The sequence below is a fragment of the Alloscardovia criceti DSM 17774 genome, assembly GCF_000376885.1.
In the GTDB taxonomy this organism is placed as follows: domain Bacteria; phylum Actinomycetota; class Actinomycetes; order Actinomycetales; family Bifidobacteriaceae; genus Alloscardovia; species Alloscardovia criceti.
In genome coordinates, this window is record NZ_AQXR01000011.1 from 564,878 (window position 1) to 589,966 (window position 25,089).

Genomic DNA, 25,089 nt, shown 5'->3' on the forward strand with positions numbered 1-25,089 from the left:
ACTTATGACTCGCAACCTGCCATCATGGGCCGGAAATGAATACACTATCCGCGCAGGTGAATATACCGCTGTTATCACCGAACAAGGCGCCGCATTGGAGCGTTTTGATTGGGCTGGAAAGGAAATTACCGTTCCACGCAACCCACAAGAGCCTATCCACGCCTGCAGTGGGCAGATTTTGATTCCTTATCCAAACCGCATCGAGGACGGCGAGTACGAATTCGAAGGAAAGTCCTACGCCTTCCCTATCGATGAGCATGACCGTCACAATTCCATCCATGGTCTTGGATATCGCAGTGCGTGGAAGCTCGAGTCCTTGAGCACCAACAGTGTAAGCCTGACCTGGCGTACTCCAAATATGGCAAACTACCCCTTCGATCTCTTCGTGACCACCACCTACACACTGAGCGAAGACAAGGGCTTGGAAATTCAGGTAGAGGCCTATAACAACGGCTCCTCCAATGCACCGTGGGCTTTGGCTACTCATCCATGGCTTGCCAATGGTAAGCACGGCACCACCACTGAAGAGATGGATGCGGATAATGGTGCTTGCCGTTTAAGCATTCCAGCTCAGACGCACGTCCAGGTGAACCAACGCCTACTCCCTGTTGGTCTGGAAGATGTAGAGGGCACACGTTTCGATTTACGTGAGGCGAAGGAACTTGGTGTGCAATCCTTCGATGATGCGTGGACCGATGTGATTCGCGAGGCAGACGGTAGCGTCCAGGCTGTCTTTACCCGACCAGATGGCGTAGAAGTCACCATTACCGGCGACGAGACCGTCACTTCCTTCCAAATGTGCAACGGTTTTGGCTGGGACGCAAGCACGAAGCCGGCTGGTGTGGCTGTGGAGCCACAGACCGCATACGCCAATGCTTTCCGCTCCGGTAAGGATCTGATTGTGATCGCGCCAGGCAAAACCACCACCACTACTCTGTACTACTCAGCACGCGCTGTAGAAAAGTAAGAATAATTTTCTACAAAGCCCAAGAAAGTCTGAAAATAAAGTACTGTATGCTACGTTTCGAGCAGAATTTTGCCCTCAGTCGCGTGCATATGAGATACTCTATAAAGTAATTTTCCAAGTAAAGGAGTTTGCCATGGGTAAGCGTGGACGTATGCGTCGTGAACGCCGTAAGAAGGCTGCAAATCACGGCAAAAGGCCAAATGCATAGGCTGTTTTGATACTCTCGTATCAACCGTACATTCTTAGGTAGGGATTTCTCTTGTGAGGAATCCCTACTTTTATGTCTTTTTATATCCGCATAAAAAATCGGATTCAAGAACGCGCAACGCTTCATGCATTACAGGTTTTGAATCCGATATAAGAAAAGAACTTAGGCTAAAACTATGCCTCATCGCACATGCAGTCGATGCAATCCTTCAATCTGCTATATAGAGACTCCGGAGCACTCTTTGGACGCAAGCAATCGCGGATAGCTGCAATCATGTCGCGCTCTTGCTGGTCACAGCAGGTCATGGGATCAAAGCAATCCCCACCGAGGGCAACCACTGTCTCGTTGTAAGCGGTGCTTCCTTTATCGCAGCAGCGTGCGGAATCATTCAAATCCACACGCGTATAGCGATTTACCATAACGGACGTGCCACAACCATAGTCACGCATCACCGAAACGACTTGGTTTCTTCTTACATAAGTGCTCATTTTTTTTACCTCTACATTTTCACATCTATATTATTCACAACTCAGACAAGGTTTTATTTATTGCCCGCATTCTCAGTTAGCGAAATCCCCCGCTCAGCCGCATAACTTTCGAGCTCTTTTTTCAATTGTGTGCGAGCGCGGTTGAGTCGACTCATAACGGTACCGATTTTGACCCCCTGCTCTTTGGCTACCTGTGCGTAGCTTTTTCCATCGATGGCTGCCGCGATGAAGACTTCGCGACGCTCTAGAGATAAATTATTGAGAGCTTTGATAATTTCTTCGGGCGCAAAGCTATCCATGAAGGTTTGTTCGGCGGATTTCAGCTCTTCTGAGGAGTGCTCGTAAGCGGAGTAGATATCCCAATCGTCGTATTCGCCGGTACTGTTATTTGCTCGCTGAGGTCTGCGTTTTGCTTTGTTGTATTGATTGAAGTAGAGGTTTCTTTCGATGGTGGTCATCCACGCGGCGAAGTTGGTGCCTTGTTCAAATGAATCGAAATTCTTGTATCCCCGCTCAAAGGTATCTTGCACGAGATCTTGAGCATCATCCGGATTGTTAGTCAATTTCATGGCGAAACGATAAAGTTGATCCACGATCGGCATAGCATGTGCTTCAAACTGTGCGCGTTTGTCCTTCATTGTCATAGGTCTTATTGTTGCACAATAATGGTACGCATGACTTCTTTACTGCATATCATTGAGGATTTAAGCCCTCAGAAACGGACTACTACCCTTTCAGATACGTATATTTTGGGGTTTGATACGGAAACTACGGGCGTGTCGTATGGTAAGGATTCGATTGTTTCTGCCAGCTTAGTGTTACGCAATCCTGCTCAGGGTTTTGAGGCAGATGTGACGGGATATTGGGAAATTAATCCTCAGATGGAGGTCAATCCCTTTGCCTCGCGTGTCAATGGTTTTACCACGCAGTACTTGCAGGAGCACGGCGAAGATCAAAAGACGGCGATTACACGGTTGTCGGATATTATCGTGGCGGCGCAGTTAAAGAATATTCCTTTGCTGGCATACAATGCGCCCTTTGATATCCACATGCTCAATGGCGATTTGAAGAAAATTGGCTCCTCAGATTTGGTGACGCTGACTCGGGACAAGGATGCGGATAATTTGATCACTCAAACGGAGCGTGAATTGCTGATTATCGATCCTCTGGTCATTGATCGCACAATTAGCAAGCGGAGAGGGCCACGCAAGCTGGTGGATACGACGGAATATTACGGTGTGCATCCTCATGGCAGTTTCCATAATGCTTTGGCCGATACTGTGGCTGCCGTGGATTTGGTGGAGCCTATGACGCGTCTATTTCCTCAGGTGGCTGCTGTATCTTTGGAGAATTTAATGGCATTTCAGCGCGACGGGTATCAGGCGTGGAAGCAGCAGTATAATGAGTACCTTAAAAAGAACAATCGTCGATTAATTCAAGGAAGTTGGTTGTAATGCCACATTTGACAGTGCGTAAGGCTTTTGAAGTATTGGATAATTTCCATCTTCTGGCTCAGGATATCCCCCCTTTGAGCGCATTGCAGGATTTTGATTGTGCGAGCCTGACATACAACAGCCACGACGTGGACGACCGGAGCTTGCTCGTCTGCAAGGGTGCTTTTAAGAACGAATATGTGGCTGATGCTGTGTCGCGCGGATTGCAATGGTATGTGGCTGAGCAGGCTTTTGATGAGGAATTTTCCGGCTCTGCTCAGGCGATTGTGGTGACGGATATTCGTAAGGCTCTGGCTGTGCTTGCTCAGGAGTTTTATGGTCATCCGGATAAGCAATTGACGACCATTGGTATTACGGGGACCAAGGGTAAGAGCACAACTACTTTCTTTACCCATGCTATTTTGAATGATTATTTCCATCAGAAGGTTGCTTTGATATCTTCGGTGAATAATTCCACGGATGGGGTGCATATGGAGGAGTCGGATTTGACGACACCTGAATCCTTGGATTTGTATCGTATGCTGCGCGAAGCGGTAGATAATGGCCTCACCCATGCCGTTATCGAAGTGTCCTCACAGGCGTACAAGGTGGATCGCGTTTTCAATTTGCACTTTAATATTGGCGCTTTTCTCAATATTTCCCCGGACCACATCAGCCCCATTGAACATCCCAGCTTTGAGGATTATTTTGCGTGCAAGCGTCGCATTATTTTCAATAGCGATGAGATGGTGTTTTCTGCGGATATCGATTACCGTGATGTCATCGATGCAGATGTGGCTCAGGCCGGCATTCCAGCGCATTTTGTGGATGAGCAGAGTCTAGACCGTACGCTGATCCATTTGGATATGCCGGGTGAGTTTAATTATGCGAATGCGGCTGTGGCGATCGAAATTGCACAACTCGCGGGCGTGGAGAAGGACTCTTCGAGTATGCAAGCGGTCAATCACGTTCAGGTGCCTGGACGCATGGAAATTTTCCGTGGCACGCATGAGGATGATGGCGATGTCATCGGCATTGTAGATTATGCGCATAACGCCATCAGTACCGAAAAACTGCTGGACTATGTGGACGAAACCTATGGCACACAAAAGCCGTATATCGTTCTGGTCACTGGCTCTGCGGGCAATAAGGCGTATAATCGCCGCCCTGAAATCGTGCATGCAGCCGAAAACCGCATTCAACGCTTTATCTTTACTTTAGAAGATACCAATACAGAACCGGAAGCCAAGATTGCAGCTGATATGGACGCAGCCATTACGAATCCGGACGTAAAGCACGATATCATCCTCGACCGTACAGCGGCGATTGAAGAGGCATTGACGGATGCGAAACGTCAGCCAGGTTTGGCCATTGTCCTCGCCATCGGCAAGGGCGATGAGCGCTGGATTAAGATGCTCAATAAGCATGTGCCTTTCGAAGGTGATAATGAAATTGTGCGTAGGGTTTTGCAAGGATAATTGCGCGTACAATCACAAAGGCAACAGTCATAAAAATTGTGGAGTACCCAGATTTGCTGGATACTCCACAATTGATTTCTAGGACACGTGTGCTGAGGCGATTTTCTTTACTCAGCTTTTTTACTCAGCCTTCTTTACTCAGCGATTTCAAATCGCACATCTGCATCCCCGGTATGCTGAAAGACTTCGACGCCCGAATCGATATGCCCTAAGTGTTGGCGCTCAAAGTGTTCACCATTTTGCGCATATAAGATAACCAAGCTGCCACCTGGAGCCCAGTACGCAATATCCCCGACTGCGTACCCATCGGAACGCATATTATCTGTAGGCAGGGCGTAGGCCCCATAGCGATGGCACATTTCGCGATTATACAAATCCTGCATATGCACCGTCATCGGCATCTGATTCACCAACCACTGGGTGGTGGCGTTATCCTCCATATCTGCAGAAAGTTCGGTTTGTCCTACGGTGATTTTTACCCGTATCTTCTTGTTCATTGTTTCCTCCGAAAGCCATCGTACGTCTATGCGTTATTTATGATCTCGCCCTGGCCGAGCTTTTGCGAGACCACGGCAGTGATACCGTCCGACCTCATAGTGACGCCATACAATGCATCGGCAATGCTCATGGTGCGCTGCTGGTGGGTGATGACGATGATTTGCGCATGCGCACGCAGGTCATTGATTACACCGAGCAAACGCGTTAAATTCACATCATCCAAGGCTGCCTCCACCTCATCGAGGATGTAGAACGGGCTTGGTCGTGCCGTAAAAATCGCGAAAAGCAGTGCTAGTGCCGTTAAACTGCGCTCACCGCCGGAGAGCAGACTGAGCTGCTTCACACGTTTGCCAGCTGGGCTTGCTTCCACGATAACGCCAGTAGACAGCATATCGCTGGGATCTTCCAAAACGAGCCTGCCTTTCCCTCCCGGGAACAGCGAGGCGAATACCGTAGTAAAGGCTTGAGCCGTGTCTTCGAAGGCAGATTCGAAAACTTCAATCATCGTAGAATCTAAGTTTTTAATCAAGTCCAGCAAATCATTACGGGATTTCACCACATCATCGCGCTGCTCCACGAGATACTTATGGCGTTCTTGAAGGGCATCAAACTCCTCCGTAGCCAGCGGATTCACTTTTCCTAAGGCAGCAAGATCACGCCTCGCCTTATCCAGCTTTTTCTGCTCACGGCTACGCTCGTATTTCTCGGTTTTAAAGCCACTCAAATCCGTCATATTCAAGGCGTGCAAGGTGTGATCAGAATCTGCAGTTTCCTCTGTCTCCTTGTTTTCTAGCGCAATGAGCTGACCGAAATCATCAAAAACAGGCACAGGCAGACTCGGACCATACTGCTCGATAACTCTTTCAAGGCTACTACCCAGCTCGTTGAGGCTACGCTGGGAAATTTGGCCGTATTGAGTGGCTATGCGTTCTCGAGCAATATCTAAATCATGTTCCTGCTTGCTGAGTTGATCCACCACCGGTTCTTGTTCATTACGTTGCTGGCGCAGTGCCTTCAGCTGCTCATCATGTGCAGAAATGCGCGTCTGAATTTTTTCCCTATGCGCCAAAACGGACTGAATATGCTCATAAAGAGCTCCAGCGGCTTCCTGAGCTTTCTGAGAAATACGCGCGGCCTCTTGTGCGCGGTTTTGCCGGTCCTCATTGAGTCGAGCAATTTTCTCTCGGCGCTTGTCCGCCTGCTGAGCCTGCGACACCAGTAGCGTGATTTGGCGCTCTAAGGATTGACTATGCTGGGAGGCATTATTCCACTCCAAACGGGCAGTAACCTCTGCCTGACGCTCCTGCGTCAGCGCTTGGTCCAATTCACGTTCATGAGAGATGCTGGCATCGAGATCGATGTGAGAATCCTTCGCCGTTTGAGCAAGGCTTAACTGGTTTTTCAGGTTTTCGAGAGTAGCAACCACAGACGTTTTTTGATCTTCGATATGCTGCTTCTGCTCATCAATATGGCTGATACGGCGGGTCAGGCTTTCTATGCTCAATTGAGCAGCCTGAATGTCATTTTCCCGCTGCTGCATGCGCACACGATTTTCGGTCATGGCGGTATTAATAGCGCTGAGCTTCTCCCGAGCCTGCGCATACTGTGCGTCCACGCTTTCCTTGTCTGTAGATAGCTTCTGGAGCACGGATTCCTGTTGCGCAACGTGCGCTAAAGCCTTATCTCGCCGGGCTACCAGACTCAAATCGCTCGGCGAATGAGATGCTCCTGCTGTAGCACCAAAGGGTGTAAAGGTATCGCCATCTTGCGTGATAACCGTACTATAATGCTCTTCCTGCAGAATGTGTAGCGCTTCCTCCACCGTATGTGCCAGCGCCACATCGCACAGCATGAATTTCACGGTTTCGACGACGTGTTGCGCGGTTTCATCAGAGTCAGCGGGATTCACACGCAGCTGAGGGCTGAGAGAAACGACATCTGAGGCGCAGACAAGAGTATCCTTCGATGCACGCACAGCAGACTGACCTGCAGCAGGAAGCGGGCTGCTATAAACAACAGATGCCTTCCCCAAATGCTTGTCATGAGCACGGTGCACCGCGCGTGCAGCATCCTCGTACGACTGCACCACGAAGGAGCTTGCAAACGGACCTAAAGCCTGAGCTATAGCCTCTTCCCAGCCTTCTTCGATGCGAATAAATTCAGCCAATTTCCCCAGACTCTTCATATCGCTGTGGCTAAACTCGGCATTGTTGTTTCGTGCTTCCAGGGTATCGTTCAAAGCATCGGCCTTCGCGCGTAAGGAAATTATCGCATTATTGATCTGACGCATGTCAGCCTCGATACTGTCGCGCGTGGAACGGATTTCCTCCACACGCTGCTGCGCAGTAGCATGCTGCTCGTCTAAATTGTCGGCCGCATCCGCATTCTGCGCCTGAAGCTGCGTCAAACGCGAGCGAGCGTCCGCTAGGTTCCGGGCAAAATCCTCAGCTTGAGCCGCATTATCGCGCAAGCGCGAGTCGAAGCCCTGAATTTGTGCTTCCTGTCGTGCGATTTCCTCGCGCAGTTTAGATTTTTGCGCTTCTTGCTCCTGCGCGGAGGTGCGCATTTGCGTGATTAATTGCCGTACCGAAGCCAGCTCCTGCTCCACTACTGCCCTACGCTCGGTGACCTTATCGAAGGTTAAACGCAGTTGATTCGTCTGCGTTATGACCGCGCCTTGCTGAGTCTGTAATTCTTGAGCACGCGCACGCAGAAGATCTGGATCATCGCCCGTGGCGGTCACAATTTGCGAACGCCACATATGTTCACGTTCACGCGCCAAAGCAGATAAGGAATTCAGCCTTTCATGCAACTGCGTCATGCGATGATAATCCTGATTGAGCTGATTCATTTCCGGATTAGCTGAACTGCTTAATCCTTCTAAGCGTTCGATGTCTAATTTCGTAGCCGTCAACTGCTGCTGCGCTTCTTGCAATTGCTTGCGCACAGAGACGAGATCGTGACGCACAGCATCGCGCTGACTCAGCAGCGTGCTGGCTTCATCAGCCAACAGTCTGCTGGATGCATCGCGGATAATCACCTGAATACTATCCGCTCGCCTGCTCACCTTCGCTTGTCTACGCAACGGACCCATCTGACGATGAATTTCGTTGATAAGATCGTCCAAACGGTCTACATTATCTTGCGTACTCTTCAGTTTTCTCAGCGCACGCTCCTTACGCCTGCGATGCTTGAGAATGCCTGCAGCTTCCTCTATAAAGGCACGGTTATCTTGAGGCGTAGCACGCAAAATAGAATCCAACCTGCCCTGTCCCACAACCACATGCATATGGGAGCCCAAGCCGGTATCTGAAAGCAATTCCTGCACATCCAGCAGACGGACCGGACTGCCATTAATAGAGTATTCCGATCCACCATTGCGATAAATTGTACGGCTGATACTCACTTCAGAGTAATCAATATCTAACGTGCCATCGGAATTATCGATGGTCAAAATCACCTGAGCACGTCCCAAAGGCGCATGCGTGGATGTGCCTGCAAAAATCACATCCTCCATCGAGGTGCCGCGTAAACTCTTCGCACCCTGCTCACCCATCACCCAGGCAAGCGCATCCACCACATTGGACTTTCCAGAACCATTCGGGCCGACAATAGCAGTTACCCCGGGTTCGAAGCGCAATGTGGTCGCGTGTGCGAAGGATTTAAAACCGCGAATAGTGAGTTCTTTAACGTACATACGCTACGGCCTCTAGAGGGTGTCCTCGGTCTCAGCGGACACTTCCTCATCGAGCTCGCTATCAGCGCTAAAGTCAGTATTCACGCCTGCGGCGCGATCTTCCTTCGTATTTTTCAGTTCGCTGTTATGCCGTTCTTTGAGCAAAATGCGCGCATCGCCGGCAGTGACGAAACTACCAAAAATCACCACACCATGACCGTAGCCAATGCCCAGTTCATCATTCGCGTCTACCTCGTTCACCGCTTCCTGAATGGCATCCGGCATTGTATCGGCACGAATTACGCGATCCGGGCCGAAGACACTAATGGCAATCTTTTCCAACTCGTCGACGGGCATGACACGGGAAGTCCACGAATTCTGCGTGACGACGATTTTGGACAGAAGCGGCTCCATAATGCCCAAAACGCTTTCCACCTCTTTGTCCCGCATCATGCTAACCACGCCCACGAGGTCGTTGAAATCGAAGTTTTCTTCCAACGCGGCGCGCAAGGCGTTCACTGCATTTTGGTTGTGACCGCCGTCGATGATAATCGTTGGTGAGCGACGAATAACCTCAATACGTCCCGGCACCTTCACATTCGACAAGGCTTCGGCTACGACGTCTGCATCCAATTGACCCGCAACCGGGATAACGACCTCCGCAGCACTAATGGCCGCCAAGGCGTTATGTGCCTGATGCTCCCCGAATAGCGATACAGGAATTTGCTCGTACGTGCCCTGTGGCGTGTGAACCGTAATCACCTGTCCGCCTACAGCGGCGGCACGAGAATCGATGGTAGCTTCATAGCCGTCTCGAATGACTGCCTGCGCGCCTACTTCTTTAGCCGTCTCGAGCAGAATATCTGGCACCTGCTCGTGTGGCTGCGCACCGATGATAACCGTGGAATTGGATTTGATAATGCCTGCTTTTTCGGTGGCGATTTCTTCTACAGTATCGCCCAACCACTGCATATGATCCATATCCACAGGGCCGATAACTGCCGCATCACCATTGAGCACATTTGTGGCGTCCCAACGTCCACCCATACCCACTTCTACGACTGCTACATCCACAGGCGCATCGGCAAAAGCTGCAATTGCCATCGTGGTCAGCACTTCAAAGAAGCTCATGCGCGGGCCACCCTGTGCCAGCGAATCCTGGTCCACCAGCTCTATAACGTCCTTGACTTGCAACCAAGTATCGATGAATTGATCATCGGAAATAGGCTGGCCATCGATAGCAATGCGCTCCGTCACAGACTCCACGTGAGGCGACGTGTAGAGACCGGTGCGCAATCCATACGCCCTACACAGGGCCTCCGCCATACGCGCCGTAGAACCCTTACCATTTGTACCGGTGACGTGGATAACTCTGAAAGATTCCTCAGGATGACCCATATAGTCCAGGACTTTTACCATGCGATCTAAGCTAGGATCAAAATCGTGCTCCGGAGCACGCTTCATAATTTCCCTATAAACATCGGCTAATTGAAGATTTTCAGATTGTGGTACCTCATAAGACATAGGGCTTATTTTAAGCGCAATTACGGACGGTACTATACTGTGAGCTGAAGTGGTGAAAGTCACCGATAAGCCTTAGAGTGGAGGCATTACATCACATTTTCAAGGAGCATATTTTTATGATTTCCGCACACGACAACGAGCCACAATCTCGCGCCGAAGCCGATGCATCAGATTCCATGGCAAACAGGTCCCACAACCGCACATTACGCCCAGAATCCACGAATTTTAGCGATTTTATGCTGACGGGCTGGGGCGAGGAAGAAAACGATATCCAGCCTTTGGAGTCTAGCCGTTACACGCCTTCTCGTTTGGAGGCTTTGGGCAAGCGTTTTCCAGGCGAGCGTATTGTTATCCCAGCCGGTCAGGCTAAGGTACGCAATGATGATTGCGATTACGCCTTCCGCCCGGACAGCGCTTTTGCATACTACACCGGTCTGGGTCAGGATTATGAAGCAGGCGCCGTGTTGGTTTTGAATCCTGTGGCTCCGCAGAGCGCAGAGGCCGTCATGGGCAAGACGCATGAACCTGTGCTCTTCCTGCATCCTCGCAGCGACCAGAGCACTCAGGATTACTACCGTTCTGCCTCTTACGGCGAGTACTGGGTGGGTGTGCGTCCAGGCTTGGAAGGCATCAAAACGATGACCGGCATCGAAACTGCAGATATTGCGGGATTGTACGATGCTTTATCCAAGGACGTGGGCACTGAAGAGGGCGCCATCCGCGTGCGCATTATCCGCAATATTGATGCCGAAATTACCAAGGATGTAGATGCCATCCGTTCAGCTGCAGGTTTTGACAATCCGGATGCCAGCGAATCCGATGATAACAAGCTCTATGAGTTCGCTTCTGAATCGCGCATGCTGAAGGACGAGTACGAAGTACGAGAAATGCGCAAGGCCATCGCTGCTACACATGACGGTTTTACTCGCATGCTGGAAGCCCTGCCGGATGCACGCGGTAAGGAACGTGGCGAGCGTATCTTGGAGGGCAAGTTCAACGCCAATGCGCGCGAGCAAGGCAATGCTGAAGGCTACGGTACTATCGTGGCTTCTGGCGCTCATGCTCCAACCCTGCACTGGATGCGCAATACGGGTAAGATTTCCGATGGCGAGCTTTTGCTTATCGATGCCGGCGTAGAAACCGATAGCCTCTACACAGCAGATATTACGCGCACTTTCCCTGTCAACGGTAAATTTACGGAATTGCAGAAGGAACTCTACACGGTTGTGCTCAACGCTCAGAAGGCGGGATTTGAGGCGGCCAAGGTGGGTGCCACATACTCGGATATCCACCATGCGTGCATGCGCGTGCTGGCGGAAGCTATGCACAATTGGGGCATTTTGCCTGTCAGCGTGGAAGAATCCTTGAGCCATGAGGGTCAGCAGCATCGCCGTTGGCATGCTTGTGGCGTAGCACACCATTTGGGTTTGGATGTGCACGACTGCTCGCAGGCACGCTACGAATCCTATCAAGGTGCAAAAATTACGCCTGGTATGATTTTCACCATCGAGCCAGGCTTGTACTTCAAGGAAAACGATATGTTGATTCCAGAAGAATTCCGTGGAATCGGCATCCGTATCGAAGATGATGTGCTCATGACCGAGAACGGTCCTGAATGGCTGTCTCACGATATTCCAAAGGAAATCGACGAGGTTGAGGCATGGATGGCTGAGGCTGCTCAGGCGTCACAGCGCAACTAACTCATTCCTCGCCTCTGAAAATCGGGTGATGTAAGTTTTCGACTTACGCCACCCGATTTTTTAATTGTGAATTGGATATGCAAACTATTGCAGATATTCTGCAGCATTGTCGATGAGTTTTCTCAATCCAAATTCTGCTGCGCCATATACGCCTGCATACTGGTCGACGGTCGGGAACACGATTTCCAGCTTATCCTTATGTACGGCATTAAGCTGTGTATTGACACTGGTATACAAGTCGTTCAGCCAGTTCGTACCAAACCTAGTCCAGAAACCACCGATAATTATTTTTGTAATATCTAAAATATTCACCGTAGACACAATTGCCGAGGCCATGGCACGGGTCGCCTCAGACATAACATCACTGGCTTTCGGATCGGATCCTACGAGTTTTTGACTCAACCACGTAAAGCTTTCATCCGCGTCGAGCGCCGCAGCATTTTCGCATCCGGCTGCATTGAGCAGGGCTTTGCGGCCGGCATACATCTCCATACATCCGCGGCGTCCACATCTGCAGACGGGGCCGCCCATAGAAACGGAAAGGTGTCCAATTTCCCCTGCCACACCCCAGGTGCCGGTAACTAAAGCGCCATGATCGATATACGCACCACCAATACCCACGTCGGAGGAAATATAAATAAAGGAATCTTCCGGCAGATAGGAATTTTCACGCTGCTCATTCGCCGTGCAAGAAACCGCGTAACCAGGTATTTGCGCAATAGCGGCCAGATTTGCCTCATTGTGTGGCGTTAACGCATACTTCTTGACCAGTTCGGTCTCCATGAGATTCAGATTTTTCCAGCCTAAGTTTGGCGCGTCCACGAGAATGCCATCATTGGTGACCATGCCTGGAACGGCCAATCCGCCACCGAGGATATGAACGCCTTTGGACGTGAAATCGTGGACAATCGGATCAATCATAGATACCAATTGGCTGAGAATTGTGTCCGCATCCGAAGAATCGTCCATGGTATTGACCCACTGGCGTGCATGAATTTTCCCATTAAAGTCCTGCAGCATAAAGCCATAACCATCGGTATGAACCTGTACGCCTAGTCCCAACCAGGAGCCCTCTACGAATTCCAGCGGATTGCTCGGCTTTCCTGTACTGGCCAACTGCTGAGGCTTTCCCTCTTTGAGAATCTTGTGAGAAATAAGATCTGAAACGATGATAGAAATCGCAGCCTTGGTCATGCCGGTGGTACGGGCGATATGCGCTCTACTAACGGGTTCCCTGCTGTGTAAAATTGCTGACAGCACAACGCCGATGTTGTGCGCGCGCAAATTTTCTTGATTGAGGGCTTTATGTCGTGGCATTATTGCTCCTTCTGTCGCTTGTAATGATACTATGGAATAGTTAGTCAAGTCAATTAACGAAGTTTGTTTCTAAAATTACAAACCAATGCAAGGAGGCATTATGTCGAGGATTCTCGTAGCCGGAGTAGACACTTCTACTCAGTCCTGCAAAGTACGCGTCACCGATGCGCTCACCGGTGAACTCGTGCGTTTTGGACAAGCACCACACCCAGATGGAACCAGCGTCAACCCGAAAGCGTGGTGGGAGGCTTTTCAGAAAGCTGCGGAACAGGCCGGCGGACTCGATGACGTCAGCGCCTTAGCCGTGGGCGGGCAGCAGCATGGCATGGTTCTGCTGGATGACCAGGGTCGCGTCATCCGCGATGCCCTACTGTGGAATGACACCAGAAGTAGCGTGCAGGCCGAGGCTTTGATCAATACCCTAGGCGAAAAGCCTGCAGAAGGCTCTGAACCTGAGGACGTTCATACGCGCGGCGTGCAACGCTGGGTGAAGGCAGTCGGCTCGTCCTTGGTGGCATCGCTGACCATCACCAAGGTTGCGTGGGTGGCCGAAAATGAGCCAGAAAACGCCGCTCGCATTGCCGCTATCTGCTTGCCACACGACTGGCTAAGCTGGCGCATTGCCGGGAACGGTCCTGTCGAGGAAGGCACCGCACAGCTGGATGCTTTGTTTACGGATCGCTCTGATGCTTCGGGTACAGCATATTTCGACTCTGTAAAGAATGAGTACAGGCTGGATTTGCTGGAGATGGCTCTGGGGCGCACAGACGTCACCCTGCCACGCGTGCTCTCCCCTCGCGAATCGGGCGCTATCGCCGACCCACGCATCGCCGGCAAGAATGTCGAAGGCGGTTGCCGCATCGCTCCAGGCGGTGGCGATAATGCCATGGCTGCCCTAGGTCTCGGCATGTCCAGCGGCGACGTTTCGGTATCTTTGGGTACTTCTGGCGTAGCTGCAGCCGTCAGCGACACCCCAGCCTATGACCTCACCGGTGCTATTACTGGCTTTGCGGACTGCACCGGACGCTGGTTGCCACTAGCCTGCACCATTAACGGTTCTCGCATTCTGGATGCCGGCCGTCACGCACTCAACGTGGACTACGATGAGCTTGCCGATCTTGCACACCAGTCTGTGCCAGGCGCTGAAGGAATTACCCTTATCCCGTATTTTGACGGCGAGCGCACACCAAACCGACCAGAGGCAAAGGCTGCCTTCTACGGGTTGACGCTGGACAACACCACTCAGGCAAATATGGCTCGCGCCTTTATAGAAGCCGTGCTGTGCTCTCAGCGTGACTGCTTGGAGTATGTGAAGGCTTTGGGCGCACACATCGAGCGCATTTTGCTTATCGGTGGTGGCGCTAAGTCCCCTGCAGTACGTGCCTATGCGCCGGCCGTCTGGGAAAGCGACGTACTCGTACCTCAGACGGATGAGTATGTGGCTATCGGAGCTGCACGCCAGGCAGCGTGGCTGCTTGCTAAAGACGAAAACCTGCCACAGTGGGATATCACAATTGATTCCACACTTCAGGCAGAAGCAACGCCTGAAGTTTACGCTCAGTACGCACAGTATCGCGCATAGTTCATAGTTATAGCGAACTCCTCGCTTAAGGCCTGCTTATCCCATTCGATAGGCAGGCCTTTTTATCCATCAGCAATCAAGCGACCCCCCCCCGTACGGCAGAACACAAAGCATAAAGGCTAGTAGCACTTTCGTACTACCAGCCTTTATGCAGTTGGAAGGAGGGAATCGTAGATTGAATTACTTCAATGCATCGATCATGTAGTTGTTAATGGTTGCCTTTACAGACTCGAGATGATCGGAGCGTGTAGCAGCAATCAAGTCAGCCTGTGGGATGTCGATTGCGTACTCTTCGAGAGATGCCAAGGTTGCAGTGCCATTGTCGATGGTTGCACCGATACCGGAATCATATGAGCTGTAACGCTCAGCCTGGAGGTTCTCGATGTACTTATCCTGATGCATCTTGTCTGCGATGAGCAAACCTGCTGCAAATGCATCCATGCCTGCAATGTGGGAGCGGAAGAGGTCTTCTGCTACGAAGGAGGTACGACGTGGCTTTGCATCGAAGTTCAAACCACCATGAGGACCAATCTGACCTTCATCGAGTACTTCCCACATCACCGCGGTGGTCTCGTAGAGATCCGTTGGGAACTCATCCATATCCCAGCCGATGAGCTTATCGCCCTGGTTTGCATCCAAGGAGCCGAGTACGCCTGCTTCGCGAGCAGTGCGAATTTCGTGCTGGTAGGTGTGACCGGCGAGGTTTGCGTGGTTGCCTTCGAGGTTGAGCTTCATGACATCCATCAAATCGTAGGTGCGCAGGAATGCGATAGCCGTAGCTGCATCGAAGTCATACTGATGCATGGTTGGTTCCTTAGCCTTTGGCTCGATAAGGAACTGAGCATCCAAGCCGATTTCCTTAGCGTAGTCATTGCACATATGGAAGAACTGAGCCATATGAGCCTGTTCACGCTTCATCTGAGTATTCCAGAGGTTCTCATAACCTTCACGACCACCCCAGAATACGTAGTTTTCTGCACCCAAACGCTTTGCAATTTCCAAAGAGTGCTTGAGCTGACCCGCAGAGTATGCGTAGATGTCTGCAAATGGAGAGGTGGAAGCACCGGAAACGAAGCGAGGATTGGTAAACAAAGAAGAGGTGTTCCACAAGAGCTTAACGCCAGTGGACTTCATGTTTTCTTCAATGCGATCCACAACCTTGTCCAGATTTGCATTGGTTTCACGCAAGGTATCGCCTTCTGGAGCGATGTCACGATCGTGGAAGCAGAAGTACTCGGCACCCAGCTTAGTGAAGAACTCAAAGGCGTAATCTACCTTTGCCAATGCCTCATCCATTGGATTGGAATACTTGCCATACCATGGACGATGAGCAGTACCCACACCGAATGGGTCCACCAATTCCTGATCGAAGGTGTGCCACCATGCAACACCGAAACGCAGCCAATCCTTCATCTTCTTGCCAGCTACAACGCGATCTGCATCGTAGTAGTGGAATCCGAGGCCTTCTTCTGTCTTATCTGTGCCGACGAATGGAATCTTTTCCATATCCCACAAACCCATATTTAGCTCCTTTGCCAGAGTCTCTTTGTGTTAACGTTCAGCTCGTCGCTGTTATTTATAAGAATAACAAGAACCATGGAGTTTGTAAAGTGAATTAACTAACTCTGCGTTTCGCGTGTATTTCTTTGACTTGCGAACACTTATCTCACTCACATACGAAAAAAATACCGGCTGAAAAATATAAAAAGGGCTACTGCGTATTGCAGTAGCCCAAATTTCCCTAACACTTACTCACTAGCCAAAGCCTCGACCGGACTTACCTTAGCTGCCTGACGACCTGGTAACCATGCCGCCACGACAGAAGCCAGCACGATAACGGCAAGGAGTGTGCCTAACTGGCCATACGGAATGGTGATCATCACATCGGCCATATCCCCAAATGGCAAGGTATACATGCCAATGACGGCAAATATTATGCCTAATCCAATACCAACCAACGTGGAGACCACCGAAGTGAGGAATGCTTCCGTCACTAGAAGCCTTCTCATTTGTCCTCGAGTCAATCCCAAAGCGCGCAGTAAACCGTTTTCCTGTGTTCGTTCTGCCACACTTAAGCCCAGTGTATTTGCTACACCGACCAGCGAAATAACCACCGAAACACCCAGCAAGACGAGGAATACCGTAACAATGACATTCAAGATCTGCGTGAAAACACTACGCTGAATAAATCCACCGGAAATATTGACTTTTTCGCCAATCTTTCCCAGCTCACTCATGACATCTTCCATCTGTGCATTATCGCGAATGCGCATAATCACACTTACGGGCTGTGCATTGGATACGTCTGCTTTCAGATCCTGATCGCTGATACGCGCAGTACCCATGGTGACGTTGCCATCTTTTACCACCGTAAAATCTCGGCACGTCAACGCTGAGGTCAAAGCTTGTGCATCCGTTTGAGCGCTATATGCATCAGATGAAGAATCAAACGTCTGTGCATCAGCTGTCTGAGAATCAGCTGTTTGGGCAGCCGCATCGGACATAGAGCTTGGGACAAAGCACAAATTGACGCTTGATTTTTTCGCCAAACTATCGGATGTGTTTACATGGACTGTGCCATTTTCAATCTGCTTCATGTCAGAACGCGCAATCGTGCTGACATCTGGATATCCTAGGACGCTAACCATTTCGGAAGTATTATTGTCTACAATTGCCGTAGCTCCGTACACCACCTTGGTTTGGGTGGCATACTTAAATTCTTGCAAATTTTTCAGTTCTGCATCCCCCAAGTTTCCGCTCAAACTGGTGGCTTCGATATCGATAGGGAAATTCTCATTCAACGTGCTATCGATAGTGGTCTGTACAGAAGCTACGCCTACGGAAATGGTGGACATGAAGACCACACCAATGATGACTGCGATACCGGTAGAAGCCGTACGTCCTGGATTTCGCACCACGTTTCCGCGGGCCAAACGTCCCACTGGCGTGCGCAGGATGGAACCAACACCGTAAATAATATAAGGCAAAGCAACGGTAAAAATCATCATGGCTGCTATCCAGCACACAAAAACACTGAGCACCACGATGCCGAAGCGTGCATAAATTTCTGTATCTGTTTCTGACGGCAATTTCAGACCATAAATAATGCCCGCAATACTTGCCACCAGCAAAATGACACCAATAATAATGCGAATAGTATGACTACGCCGTTCTTCCTGTACGGTTTGAACGGGTGACAGAGCCGCCAAAGGAGAAATGCTAGACGCCTTACGTGCCGGAGCGATGCCTACAAAGGTCGTAATTATGCTGGAGACAATGAAGGTGAGGATAATCGACATCCATGGCAGATGTGCGAAAGCAGTAAAGAAGTTCGTTGCCACACCGAGGTACACAAGCAAAGCTGCACCCACTGCACTACCGACGGTTGCACCAATAAGCGAAGACACGATACCCGCAGCCGACGTTTCGCGGAAAATCAGCGTGCGTACCTGGCGAGATTGTGCGCCCACGGCTCGCAGCAAAGCCAATTCACGACGACGCTGCAAGGCAATGACTTGGAAGGTCGTACCCACGATAATTGCCGCCACGAATGCCGCAATCAACGGGAAAATCAACGCGGTTACCGTCATACCCGTCACGGCTGTTTGCACATTGCGACGTCCGGATTCCAAAATCTTTTGCGAAGTATAAGCCGTATATGTGATGCCATAGGTTTTTGCATCGTTATTGATAGACTCCAGCGCAGTATTTACTTCCTTTTGAAGTTTTTCCTGAGCCGAAACTGTGGAATTTGGCGAACGTAGCGCACTGTCTCGCGCAATCACCTTATAGCTGGACACCAAGCCGTTCTCGCTGATGCGTTGAGCACCTTCTGGCGTCACCTGCAGGCTTTGGTTTTCGAATTTCGAAGCCACAATGATGCCCGAAATAGTGAACGAAACGCCGTCATCATTGCCATAGTAATCCACGGTGATGCTGTCGCCCACGTGCGCATCAAGACTTTGCGCGGCATTGGCGTCGATTGCTATCTCGTCTTTGCTCTGAGGTGCGCGTCCACTGTGATACTCGCTGGTAGCCAGAGGCGCCGTTTGAGTAAAAGCGATGGTGCGCAGCGTCTGATTATCCCCCTTTGAAATGGCGGCATAAGCACCCGTTGTGGCCTGATAATCATCATCACCGGACTTATATACGTATGATGTCGAAGCATCAACGCGTTCAACATCGTTCAAAGACTCCACGGCAGACTCCAGCCGTGATTGTAAGTCCTTTTGCTGATCGGCCGTAGCAGCAGACTCTGGGATTTCATCGGTGGCACCTTGAGCAATAACTACCGAACTGCCCTTCGTTTCATCTTCCACCGTAGCCAAGTATTGATCCGTTACGCTGCCCACCAAGGTTAGGCACAACACCACAAAGGTAGATGCGATGGTGACAGCGATTGCTGTAGACACATACCTGGAGGCATGATGGCGCAAATTTGCACCAATAAGTTTATTAATAGGAGAAGCCATTTTCTTTCTCTTTCCGCCTTCGACCTCGAATTACAGTAACGCCACAACTTGCTCAGGCGTGGCTGATTCGATATCTGCCTTGATAAAGCCGTCCGACACAACCACGACACGGTCGGAAACACTAGCCACAGATGGGTTATGCGTCACCATAATGACGGTTTGACCGAAGTCATCGACGGCTTGGCGAAGAATAGACAACACTTCATCACTAGTTTTTGAGTCCAAATTTCCGGTTGGTTCATCTGCCACGATAATGGCAGGTCGTGCCACCAGCGCACGAGCCACAGCCACGCGCTGCTGCTGCCCACCCGACAGCTCAGACGGACGGTGCGTCAGTCGTTCACGCAAACCCAGTGAGTCTACGACGGTATCCAACCACTGACGATCCACCCTCGTATTGGACAGCTGCGTTGGGAGCAGAATATTGTCCAAAACATTTAAGGTTGGAACCAAGTTAAAGGACTGAAAAATAAAGCCAATGCGAGAGCGGCGCAGCTCTGTTAATTGCTTATCCTTCAGCTTGGTGATATCCACACCATCGACGCTGATGCTACCCTTGCTCGGATTATCCAGTCCTGCGATGACATGCAGCAGGGTGGACTTACCCGAACCAGAAGGACCCATGATAGAAGTGAATTGACCTTTATTGATAGCCAGATCAATACCTTTCAAAGCACGCACGCGCGTATCCCCACGGCCGTAAACTTTGGTGACATTTTCGAGAGAAACAATAGCAGAAGGCGATGCGTTCTGCGCTGGTGTAACTGTTGTATTTTCCATACTTCCATTAAAACAAATTCTGATTTCTGTTTTCCCCTGAAAATCTTGCAATTCCCCGGATATTTTCAGGATCTACTCAGGGTAATCCCCTATAGGAGTACGAGATTGATAAAAACTGAAAAGCTCACAAACTGGTTAAACGTTTAATCAAAATAATTTTGGAAAAAACACGATCAAATCAAGCGGTTAAGTCGTTATTTTCTCTAAGGCAATGTAGACTATCAGAGGAAGAAAGGAATACCATGACACAACCAATCGTGGTCAGCCTCGGCGAAATCTTGTGGGATATGCTTCCAGAAGGTAAGCGCGCCGGCGGTGCCCCAGTCAACTTTACTTATCATGCCTCCCAAAATGGTGCAATTGGCCGTTCCATCAGTGCGATTGGAAACGATTCTTTAGGCGATGAACTGGAAGCAGCTGTGAAAAATGCTGGCATTGATGCCATCTTGCAGCGCAACGACTACCCTACGGGAACCGTTGGAGTTGTACTCAATGACGGAGTTCCAACTTATGAAATCGTGCAGGGCGTGGCTTGGGATCACATCGCATTATCCGACGACCTCATCAAGGCTGTTTCTGAAGCAGATGCAGTGTGTTACGGCTCTTTGGCTTGCCGCGAAGAAGAAAGCCGCAACACACTTCTAGAGCTTTTGAAGCACACCAAGCCTGGTGCAATGAAGTACTACGACATCAATATTCGCGCTGATTATTTCTCTAAGGAACTCATCGAAGAGCAGCTAAAGGCAGCAACCGTATTCAAGATCAATGATGACGAACTTGAATTGCTCCGCCCTATGTTTAACATCGAAGGTTCCGACGAAGAAGCTTGCGCATGGTTTATCAAGAACTATGATCTCGATTATATGATTCTTACTGGCGGTTCTCGCTTCTCCATCATTATGAAGAAGGACGGTGAAGTATCCCGTGTCACTACGCCTCGCGTGAAGGTAGCCGATACCGTAGGTGCTGGCGATTCCTTCTCTGGATCCTTTACTAGCCAGACCTTGTGCGGTGTCCCTTTGCATGAGGCTCATGTCCATGCCTGCAATGTGGCCGCATATGTGTGCACACAGTCCGGCGCGTGGCCAGAGTATCCAGAAGAAATTCCTAACTACGTCGAGCAGCAGGGTCTTGACAAGTAATTTCTTGTGACTTACACGTATAATTGGAGCGGTTTTCGAACTGCTCCATTTTTTTATCTCTAGCGAAAGGCCGACATGCCTACACCACGCGTTGCTTTTATTTGCGTACATAATTCTTGCCGTTCGCAAATTGCTGAAGCCTTTGCGCGCCGTGATTATGCCGAGGTATTTGAGGCGTATTCTGCCGGAACCGAGCTCAAAACACGAATCAATGCCGATGCAGTCAGAATTCTGAAAAGTACATACGACATCGATATGGAAAAATCCCAGCATCCCAAGCTACTCACCGATTTACCGGATATCGATATTGTCATCACTATGGGATGCAATGTCTCCTGCCCGTATCTGCCCTGCCGTCATCGTGAAGACTGGGGACTGGAAGATCCCACAGGTCAGGAGGATGCGGTGTTTATGAGTGTGATAGAAACAATTCGTACGAAACTGGATAATCTGGCGCACAGGATTTCATGTGGTGATATTTAAGGCACTGTAAAAGTTACAATCCCAAGAATTTCAACGCCTTTGGACGAATGCTGATGGTGATATCATCCGAACGATACTCCACTTCCCCATCCGTTTGCACCCACAAGGGCACTTGCGTTTTAATGCGATAGACATGTCCACGATTTATTTCAATGCCTCGCTGCCCCACATGATGCCCCTTAAATGCTTTGAGGATAAGCTTAGGCAAATCGCGGCGATGAATATTATGCGCCACACAGGAATCCAGCAGACCATCAAATGGCGTGGCATCGGGGCAAAACTTGAAACCACCACCCTCGTACGGTTCATTCATCACCACAGAAAAGAGCACATTATCATAGTGATAATTTTCTTTATCCACCGTAATATCGACCGAAAATCCCTGATGATGCAGAAAAATGGGAAGGGCTGCAAACAAATAGGCCAGCCGAGAAAGCCTGAGCGCCGATAATCTTTCGCTCAATTTCGAATGCTGCACCTTCACACATACATCCGCATCGAAGCCGATGCCTGCAGCGTTATTAAACAGCCACGTTTTATTTTCAATATGGAGCTTGCGACCTTGATCGTCGTAACACGAATTGTATTTCAGCACGCCTAAATCTAAGGAGCGCACGGAAGAGACATCGATAATGCGACTGACGATATCCTCATACGATCCGGAAATATTGGTGGAATGCACGAAGTCGTTGCCACTGCCCGCAGGAATTAAGCCCATATAGGTTTTATCAAAATTGACAATGCCGTTCACTGCCAAATTCAGCGTACCGTCACCCCCAATAACGACGAGGTATACATCACTATCACGGCGCCCAATATTGGTTAAATCATGCACGATATTGTGCACGAGATAGGACTGAGTTGGGAAATGCACAGAGTATTCAACACCCTTGCGCTTGACGATGTCTTCGACGGTCTTCCACACTTGGAGTGCCCTGCCACTTCCTCCACCAGGATTGACGACGAAATGGAAGCGTATAGGAGTATTCTTCTTTGCATTCACAATCTTCAATTGTACTTGTGGGGCGGCATTTTATGCGGTTTTTCAGATGCAAACTCCAGAAAAAAAGGACACGCAGTTGCGAACCTATTAAATCTCCTGTATAGTTATCTCTCGTGCTTGATGCACACTATCTTTGCGGACATAGCTTAGTTGGTAAAGCGCGACCTTGCCAAGGTCGAGACCGCGGGTTCGAGTCCCGTTGTCCGCTCCACTTAGACGCCCATTTGGATACAAAGCTCTCAGGACTGAGGGCGGAGGTTCGAATGGGTGTTTTTCGTTGAAATAGCGAGGTTTTGTTCGTAGCTCAGAGCTTCTGAGAGCATCCCGTTTGTGCCGTGGCTGGGCTATAGATGCCTAGGTCATACCCTTTCTACATAGCCAAGATCACTGACATCGGGCTTGCGTTAAAAAGTGCTCGGAGATCTATCTCGGTAGCCCTCTATTGTGAGGGAGGAATATCAGGTGAGATCATATGAATCCGGTGCGGCGTTAGCTGAACAAATTGCTAAGTCTGGCGGCTTGTTTATCGATGAATTTGCGGACATGCCCGAAGGAACTTGGGATTTCCTCGTCTATGGTGTTGACCGTACACCATGTCAGATGATCGCATACCAGCTTGAATGGATGGAACGGGAAACTCAAAATGGTCTGCGTCGGCTGAAGCATATCGGGAGGAGGACGTGAAAAGGCTGGAAGAAGATGCTCAAGCGCTCCCGATAATCTCAGCCTTGAATAAGTGGATTGGCTCTGATCGAAAGGATTGGACAGATCCTGCGGGTGGCGCAGTAGACGTCGCGCATATGAGCGTGACCACTCTGGGCTACATCAATGTTAACCCGTTTGTTCCAGATAAATGGACTGGCTGGGCAAGCGATTTGGCGTCGGCACTCGGCCCGATTCAAGGGTAGTCGACCCGAATCCGGGTTCAAATGCCGTCGCAATCGCTCGGGCGCTCGTTGGCCAAGGGAGGACGACAGGAACCATACCGGACTTCGCGGTTTGACCATCCCCGATAATCTGCCGAACAACTGTAACTACTCCGACCTATGTAGCGACAGGGAGTCAATCAGACTGACTGCGATGCTGAAAGGCTCAAGAGCCGATGACTCGAACCTTCTGTCCCGTACGCTGAGGGGTTACTACAACAATCTCGTTTCGCTATCCCAGCGATTCAAGGCAATCCCGGAGAGCATCGGTGCAAGCGATAAAGGAACCGCAAAAAACAGGCTCTACAAGAACTTGAAGGTCCGTTGGATGACAGGTATGTCGATCTTCTTACAGGTGGCTTCAGGGGTACATACGGCTACTCGGGCGTTAAACCCAGCGAAGAAGTCAAGAAGGCAGCGTGCCAAGCCTTGGCCGAATTCATCTACTGAGGTTGCCTATGGTTTCTGGCTGACATTCCGCATAAGCGATACTATCGTAGCCATTGCAGCATAAAGTCCCCAAGCGCCCATGCAGAAGACCAGGTTTTCCTGCCAGTCGCCGATGTAGACCTCGTGTGTGCGCGCATCGCAATACACCGAGCTCGTTACGGTGAATAGGAATGCCGCGGCCCCGCTAGCAAGAAGTCGTATCCACAGCGACACGAATCGGGGTTGCGGCCATCGACGTGGCGGGTCGGCCGCCAAAAGGACGATACCGACGAAGAACGTGCCCAAAAGGGGAAGAATCATCCAAAGGGTGCCGGCCGCAGACAGACCCGTAGCCGGGATATAGAAAATCCCGAAAGCGATCCCGCCCCATGCCGCGTATGCACGGAGCGCATCCCTTCCCATGCGGGCGGGAACGTCGAGTCGGGCGGAGCGGCCCTTAAGCATGTGTCCTGACACGACAGCGAAGACAACCCAACCCAGACCGAGAGATAGGGACGTTTCAAACCAGTGGCGAGAACCGTAGCGGGCAGAAACGGATACATACGCGACGAGCACGGCGGTCGCGAATCCTGCACCAAGCACTCGGATCAGCCATGATCGCCACTGCGGCGTCTCCCATGCTGATGGTCGATCAATGACAAGGAGAAGCAGCCCGGCCAGAGGTGCAAGCCACAATGAAGGGTTCACCAAGGTGAGTCCGGTAGCGAAGAGCAGATAACCGGGAAATATCGCAAAGCCGAGGATGAACCCTACCCAATACACATAGGTACGAATAAACAGTTTGAAAGACCCAACCACCCGCACCTCACATAGACCCCAGAACCGAAAAGCACGATTATTATACAAACGGGAGGTGACCTATGGCCAAAGACGGAACCCACAGGGGGCGGACGACGCGTACGTTCAGGCGCGAAACCCCAGCCGTTGGTCGAAAAGATGAACGCCGGCAAGGACGCCACCCG

21 protein-coding genes and 1 tRNA gene are annotated in these 25,089 nt (G+C 50.4%); 11 read left to right on the plus strand and 11 right to left on the minus strand.

What is annotated here, in order from left to right:
* Positions 1 to 4 precede the first annotated feature (4 nt).
* Positions 5 to 967, plus strand: a complete 963-nt coding sequence (locus D570_RS0107850) for an aldose 1-epimerase family protein (protein WP_018143844.1) — start codon at positions 5 to 7, stop codon at positions 965 to 967.
* Between the two features lie 133 nt (positions 968 to 1,100).
* Complete coding sequence (locus D570_RS09775; RefSeq protein WP_372656330.1) at positions 1,101 to 1,175, plus strand: 50S ribosomal protein bL37; 75 nt, start codon at positions 1,101 to 1,103, stop codon at positions 1,173 to 1,175.
* A gap of 173 nt (positions 1,176 to 1,348) precedes the next feature.
* Here D570_RS09775 and D570_RS0107855 read toward each other — a convergent pair whose 3' ends face one another.
* A complete protein-coding gene (locus D570_RS0107855) occupies positions 1,349 to 1,663 on the minus strand; it encodes a hypothetical protein (RefSeq protein ID WP_156812269.1) in 315 nt (104 codons plus the stop codon).
* Between the two features lie 53 nt (positions 1,664 to 1,716).
* Positions 1,717 to 2,307 carry a sigma-70 family RNA polymerase sigma factor gene (locus D570_RS0107860; RefSeq protein WP_018143846.1) on the minus strand — a complete coding sequence of 197 codons (591 nt, stop codon included), beginning with the start codon at positions 2,305 to 2,307 and terminating at the stop codon, positions 1,717 to 1,719.
* Positions 2,308 to 2,337: 30 nt separating this feature from the next.
* Here D570_RS0107860 and D570_RS0107865 point away from each other — a divergent pair, with 30 nt between their 5' ends.
* Positions 2,338 to 3,117, plus strand: a complete 780-nt coding sequence (locus D570_RS0107865) for an exonuclease domain-containing protein (protein ID WP_018143847.1) — start codon at positions 2,338 to 2,340, stop codon at positions 3,115 to 3,117.
* Complete coding sequence (locus tag D570_RS0107870) at positions 3,117 to 4,574, plus strand: Mur ligase family protein (RefSeq protein WP_018143848.1); 1,458 nt, start codon at positions 3,117 to 3,119, stop codon at positions 4,572 to 4,574. Before D570_RS0107865 ends, D570_RS0107870 begins: the two co-directional genes overlap by 1 nt.
* A 134-nt stretch (positions 4,575 to 4,708) precedes the next feature.
* On the opposite strand, the gene D570_RS0107875 is transcribed toward D570_RS0107870, so the two are convergent.
* From D570_RS0107875 to D570_RS0107885, 3 genes are read right to left on the minus strand one after another with little or no spacing between them, the layout of a single operon-like run.
* Positions 4,709 to 5,071 carry a cyclophilin-like fold protein gene (locus D570_RS0107875; protein ID WP_018143849.1) on the minus strand — a complete coding sequence of 121 codons (363 nt, stop codon included), beginning with the start codon at positions 5,069 to 5,071 and terminating at the stop codon, positions 4,709 to 4,711.
* Between the two features lie 26 nt (positions 5,072 to 5,097).
* Entirely contained in the window at positions 5,098 to 8,769 is a 3,672-nt protein-coding gene (smc, locus tag D570_RS0107880) for a chromosome segregation protein SMC (RefSeq protein WP_018143850.1), read from the minus strand.
* 12 nt (positions 8,770 to 8,781) lie between these two features.
* Positions 8,782 to 10,272 carry a bifunctional folylpolyglutamate synthase/dihydrofolate synthase gene (locus D570_RS0107885; protein ID WP_018143851.1) on the minus strand — a complete coding sequence of 497 codons (1,491 nt, stop codon included), beginning with the start codon at positions 10,270 to 10,272 and terminating at the stop codon, positions 8,782 to 8,784.
* A 116-nt stretch (positions 10,273 to 10,388) separates the two neighbouring features.
* Between D570_RS0107885 and D570_RS0107890 the strand changes: the two genes are divergently transcribed.
* Positions 10,389 to 11,972, plus strand: a complete 1,584-nt coding sequence (locus tag D570_RS0107890; protein WP_018143852.1) for an aminopeptidase P family protein — start codon at positions 10,389 to 10,391, stop codon at positions 11,970 to 11,972.
* Between the two features lie 84 nt (positions 11,973 to 12,056).
* On the opposite strand, the gene D570_RS0107895 is transcribed toward D570_RS0107890, so the two are convergent.
* Positions 12,057 to 13,289 (minus strand): ROK family transcriptional regulator, encoded by a 1,233-nt coding sequence (locus tag D570_RS0107895; RefSeq protein ID WP_018143853.1) that lies wholly within the window; start codon positions 13,287 to 13,289, stop codon positions 12,057 to 12,059.
* A gap of 100 nt (positions 13,290 to 13,389) precedes the next feature.
* Here D570_RS0107895 and xylB point away from each other — a divergent pair, with 100 nt between their 5' ends.
* Positions 13,390 to 14,871: a xylulokinase gene (gene xylB, locus D570_RS0107900; RefSeq protein ID WP_018143854.1), complete on the plus strand. Its 1,482-nt coding sequence runs from the start codon at positions 13,390 to 13,392 to the stop codon at positions 14,869 to 14,871.
* A gap of 180 nt (positions 14,872 to 15,051) precedes the next feature.
* On the opposite strand, the gene xylA is transcribed toward xylB, so the two are convergent.
* The 3 genes from xylA to D570_RS0107915 form a co-directional block, all read right to left on the minus strand.
* Entirely contained in the window at positions 15,052 to 16,392 is a 1,341-nt protein-coding gene (gene xylA, locus D570_RS0107905) for a xylose isomerase (RefSeq protein WP_018143855.1), read from the minus strand.
* Between the two features lie 227 nt (positions 16,393 to 16,619).
* Positions 16,620 to 19,343, minus strand: coding sequence for an ABC transporter permease (locus tag D570_RS0107910; protein ID WP_018143856.1), 2,724 nt, complete (start codon positions 19,341 to 19,343; stop codon positions 16,620 to 16,622).
* 30 nt (positions 19,344 to 19,373) lie between these two features.
* Positions 19,374 to 20,123 (minus strand): ABC transporter ATP-binding protein, encoded by a 750-nt coding sequence (locus D570_RS0107915; RefSeq protein ID WP_018143857.1) that lies wholly within the window; start codon positions 20,121 to 20,123, stop codon positions 19,374 to 19,376.
* A 242-nt stretch (positions 20,124 to 20,365) separates the two neighbouring features.
* Here D570_RS0107915 and D570_RS0107920 point away from each other — a divergent pair, with 242 nt between their 5' ends.
* Both D570_RS0107920 and D570_RS0107925 read left to right on the plus strand, forming a co-directional pair.
* The gene (locus tag D570_RS0107920; protein WP_018143858.1) at positions 20,366 to 21,265 is read left to right on the plus strand and encodes a carbohydrate kinase family protein; all 900 of its coding nucleotides are present in this window, start codon (positions 20,366 to 20,368) and stop codon (positions 21,263 to 21,265) included.
* A 75-nt stretch (positions 21,266 to 21,340) separates the two neighbouring features.
* Positions 21,341 to 21,748: an arsenate reductase ArsC gene (locus tag D570_RS0107925; RefSeq protein ID WP_018143859.1), complete on the plus strand. Its 408-nt coding sequence runs from the start codon at positions 21,341 to 21,343 to the stop codon at positions 21,746 to 21,748.
* A gap of 13 nt (positions 21,749 to 21,761) precedes the next feature.
* Here D570_RS0107925 and D570_RS0107930 read toward each other — a convergent pair whose 3' ends face one another.
* On the minus strand, positions 21,762 to 22,751 hold the full coding sequence (locus D570_RS0107930; protein ID WP_169331240.1) for a diacylglycerol/lipid kinase family protein: 990 nt from the start codon (positions 22,749 to 22,751) through the stop codon (positions 21,762 to 21,764).
* Positions 22,752 to 22,886: 135 nt separating this feature from the next.
* On the opposite strand from D570_RS0107930, the gene D570_RS0107935 reads away from it, so the two are divergent.
* The 3 genes from D570_RS0107935 to D570_RS09560 all read left to right on the plus strand — a co-directional run bounded on the left by D570_RS0107935 (position 22,887) and on the right by D570_RS09560 (position 23,659).
* A tRNA-Gly gene (locus D570_RS0107935) sits at positions 22,887 to 22,962 on the plus strand.
* A 251-nt stretch (positions 22,963 to 23,213) separates the two neighbouring features.
* Positions 23,214 to 23,435: a ClbS/DfsB family four-helix bundle protein gene (locus tag D570_RS08820; RefSeq protein WP_018142447.1), complete on the plus strand. Its 222-nt coding sequence runs from the start codon at positions 23,214 to 23,216 to the stop codon at positions 23,433 to 23,435.
* Positions 23,432 to 23,659 (plus strand): hypothetical protein, encoded by a 228-nt coding sequence (locus tag D570_RS09560; protein ID WP_018142448.1) that lies wholly within the window; start codon positions 23,432 to 23,434, stop codon positions 23,657 to 23,659. The genes D570_RS08820 and D570_RS09560 overlap by 4 nt, the downstream gene beginning before the upstream one ends.
* A 474-nt stretch (positions 23,660 to 24,133) precedes the next feature.
* Here D570_RS09560 and D570_RS0107950 read toward each other — a convergent pair whose 3' ends face one another.
* Entirely contained in the window at positions 24,134 to 24,925 is a 792-nt protein-coding gene (locus D570_RS0107950; RefSeq protein WP_018142449.1) for a hypothetical protein, read from the minus strand.
* Positions 24,926 to 25,089: the final 164 nt, after the last annotated feature.

Coding starts and splice junctions, on each gene's coding strand:
- D570_RS0107885 (WP_018143851.1), bottom strand. CDS start 10,272: ATGTCTTATGAGGTACCACAATCTGAAAATCTTCAATTAGCCGATGTT.
- D570_RS0107865 (WP_018143847.1), top strand. CDS start 2,338: ATGACTTCTTTACTGCATATCATTGAGGATTTAAGCCCTCAGAAACGG.
- D570_RS0107895 (WP_018143853.1), bottom strand. CDS start 13,289: ATGCCACGACATAAAGCCCTCAATCAAGAAAATTTGCGCGCGCACAAC.
- D570_RS0107855 (WP_156812269.1), bottom strand. CDS start 1,663: ATGAGCACTTATGTAAGAAGAAACCAAGTCGTTTCGGTGATGCGTGAC.
- D570_RS0107875 (WP_018143849.1), bottom strand. CDS start 5,071: ATGAACAAGAAGATACGGGTAAAAATCACCGTAGGACAAACCGAACTT.
- D570_RS0107925 (WP_018143859.1), top strand. CDS start 21,341: ATGCCTACACCACGCGTTGCTTTTATTTGCGTACATAATTCTTGCCGT.
- D570_RS0107870 (WP_018143848.1), top strand. CDS start 3,117: ATGCCACATTTGACAGTGCGTAAGGCTTTTGAAGTATTGGATAATTTC.
- D570_RS0107915 (WP_018143857.1), bottom strand. CDS start 20,123: ATGGAAAATACAACAGTTACACCAGCGCAGAACGCATCGCCTTCTGCT.
- smc (WP_018143850.1), bottom strand. CDS start 8,769: ATGTACGTTAAAGAACTCACTATTCGCGGTTTTAAATCCTTCGCACAC.
- D570_RS0107890 (WP_018143852.1), top strand. CDS start 10,389: ATGATTTCCGCACACGACAACGAGCCACAATCTCGCGCCGAAGCCGAT.
- D570_RS0107910 (WP_018143856.1), bottom strand. CDS start 19,343: ATGGCTTCTCCTATTAATAAACTTATTGGTGCAAATTTGCGCCATCAT.
- D570_RS0107850 (WP_018143844.1), top strand. CDS start 5: ATGACTCGCAACCTGCCATCATGGGCCGGAAATGAATACACTATCCGC.
- xylA (WP_018143855.1), bottom strand. CDS start 16,392: ATGGGTTTGTGGGATATGGAAAAGATTCCATTCGTCGGCACAGATAAG.
- D570_RS0107920 (WP_018143858.1), top strand. CDS start 20,366: ATGACACAACCAATCGTGGTCAGCCTCGGCGAAATCTTGTGGGATATG.
- xylB (WP_018143854.1), top strand. CDS start 13,390: ATGTCGAGGATTCTCGTAGCCGGAGTAGACACTTCTACTCAGTCCTGC.
- D570_RS0107860 (WP_018143846.1), bottom strand. CDS start 2,307: ATGACAATGAAGGACAAACGCGCACAGTTTGAAGCACATGCTATGCCG.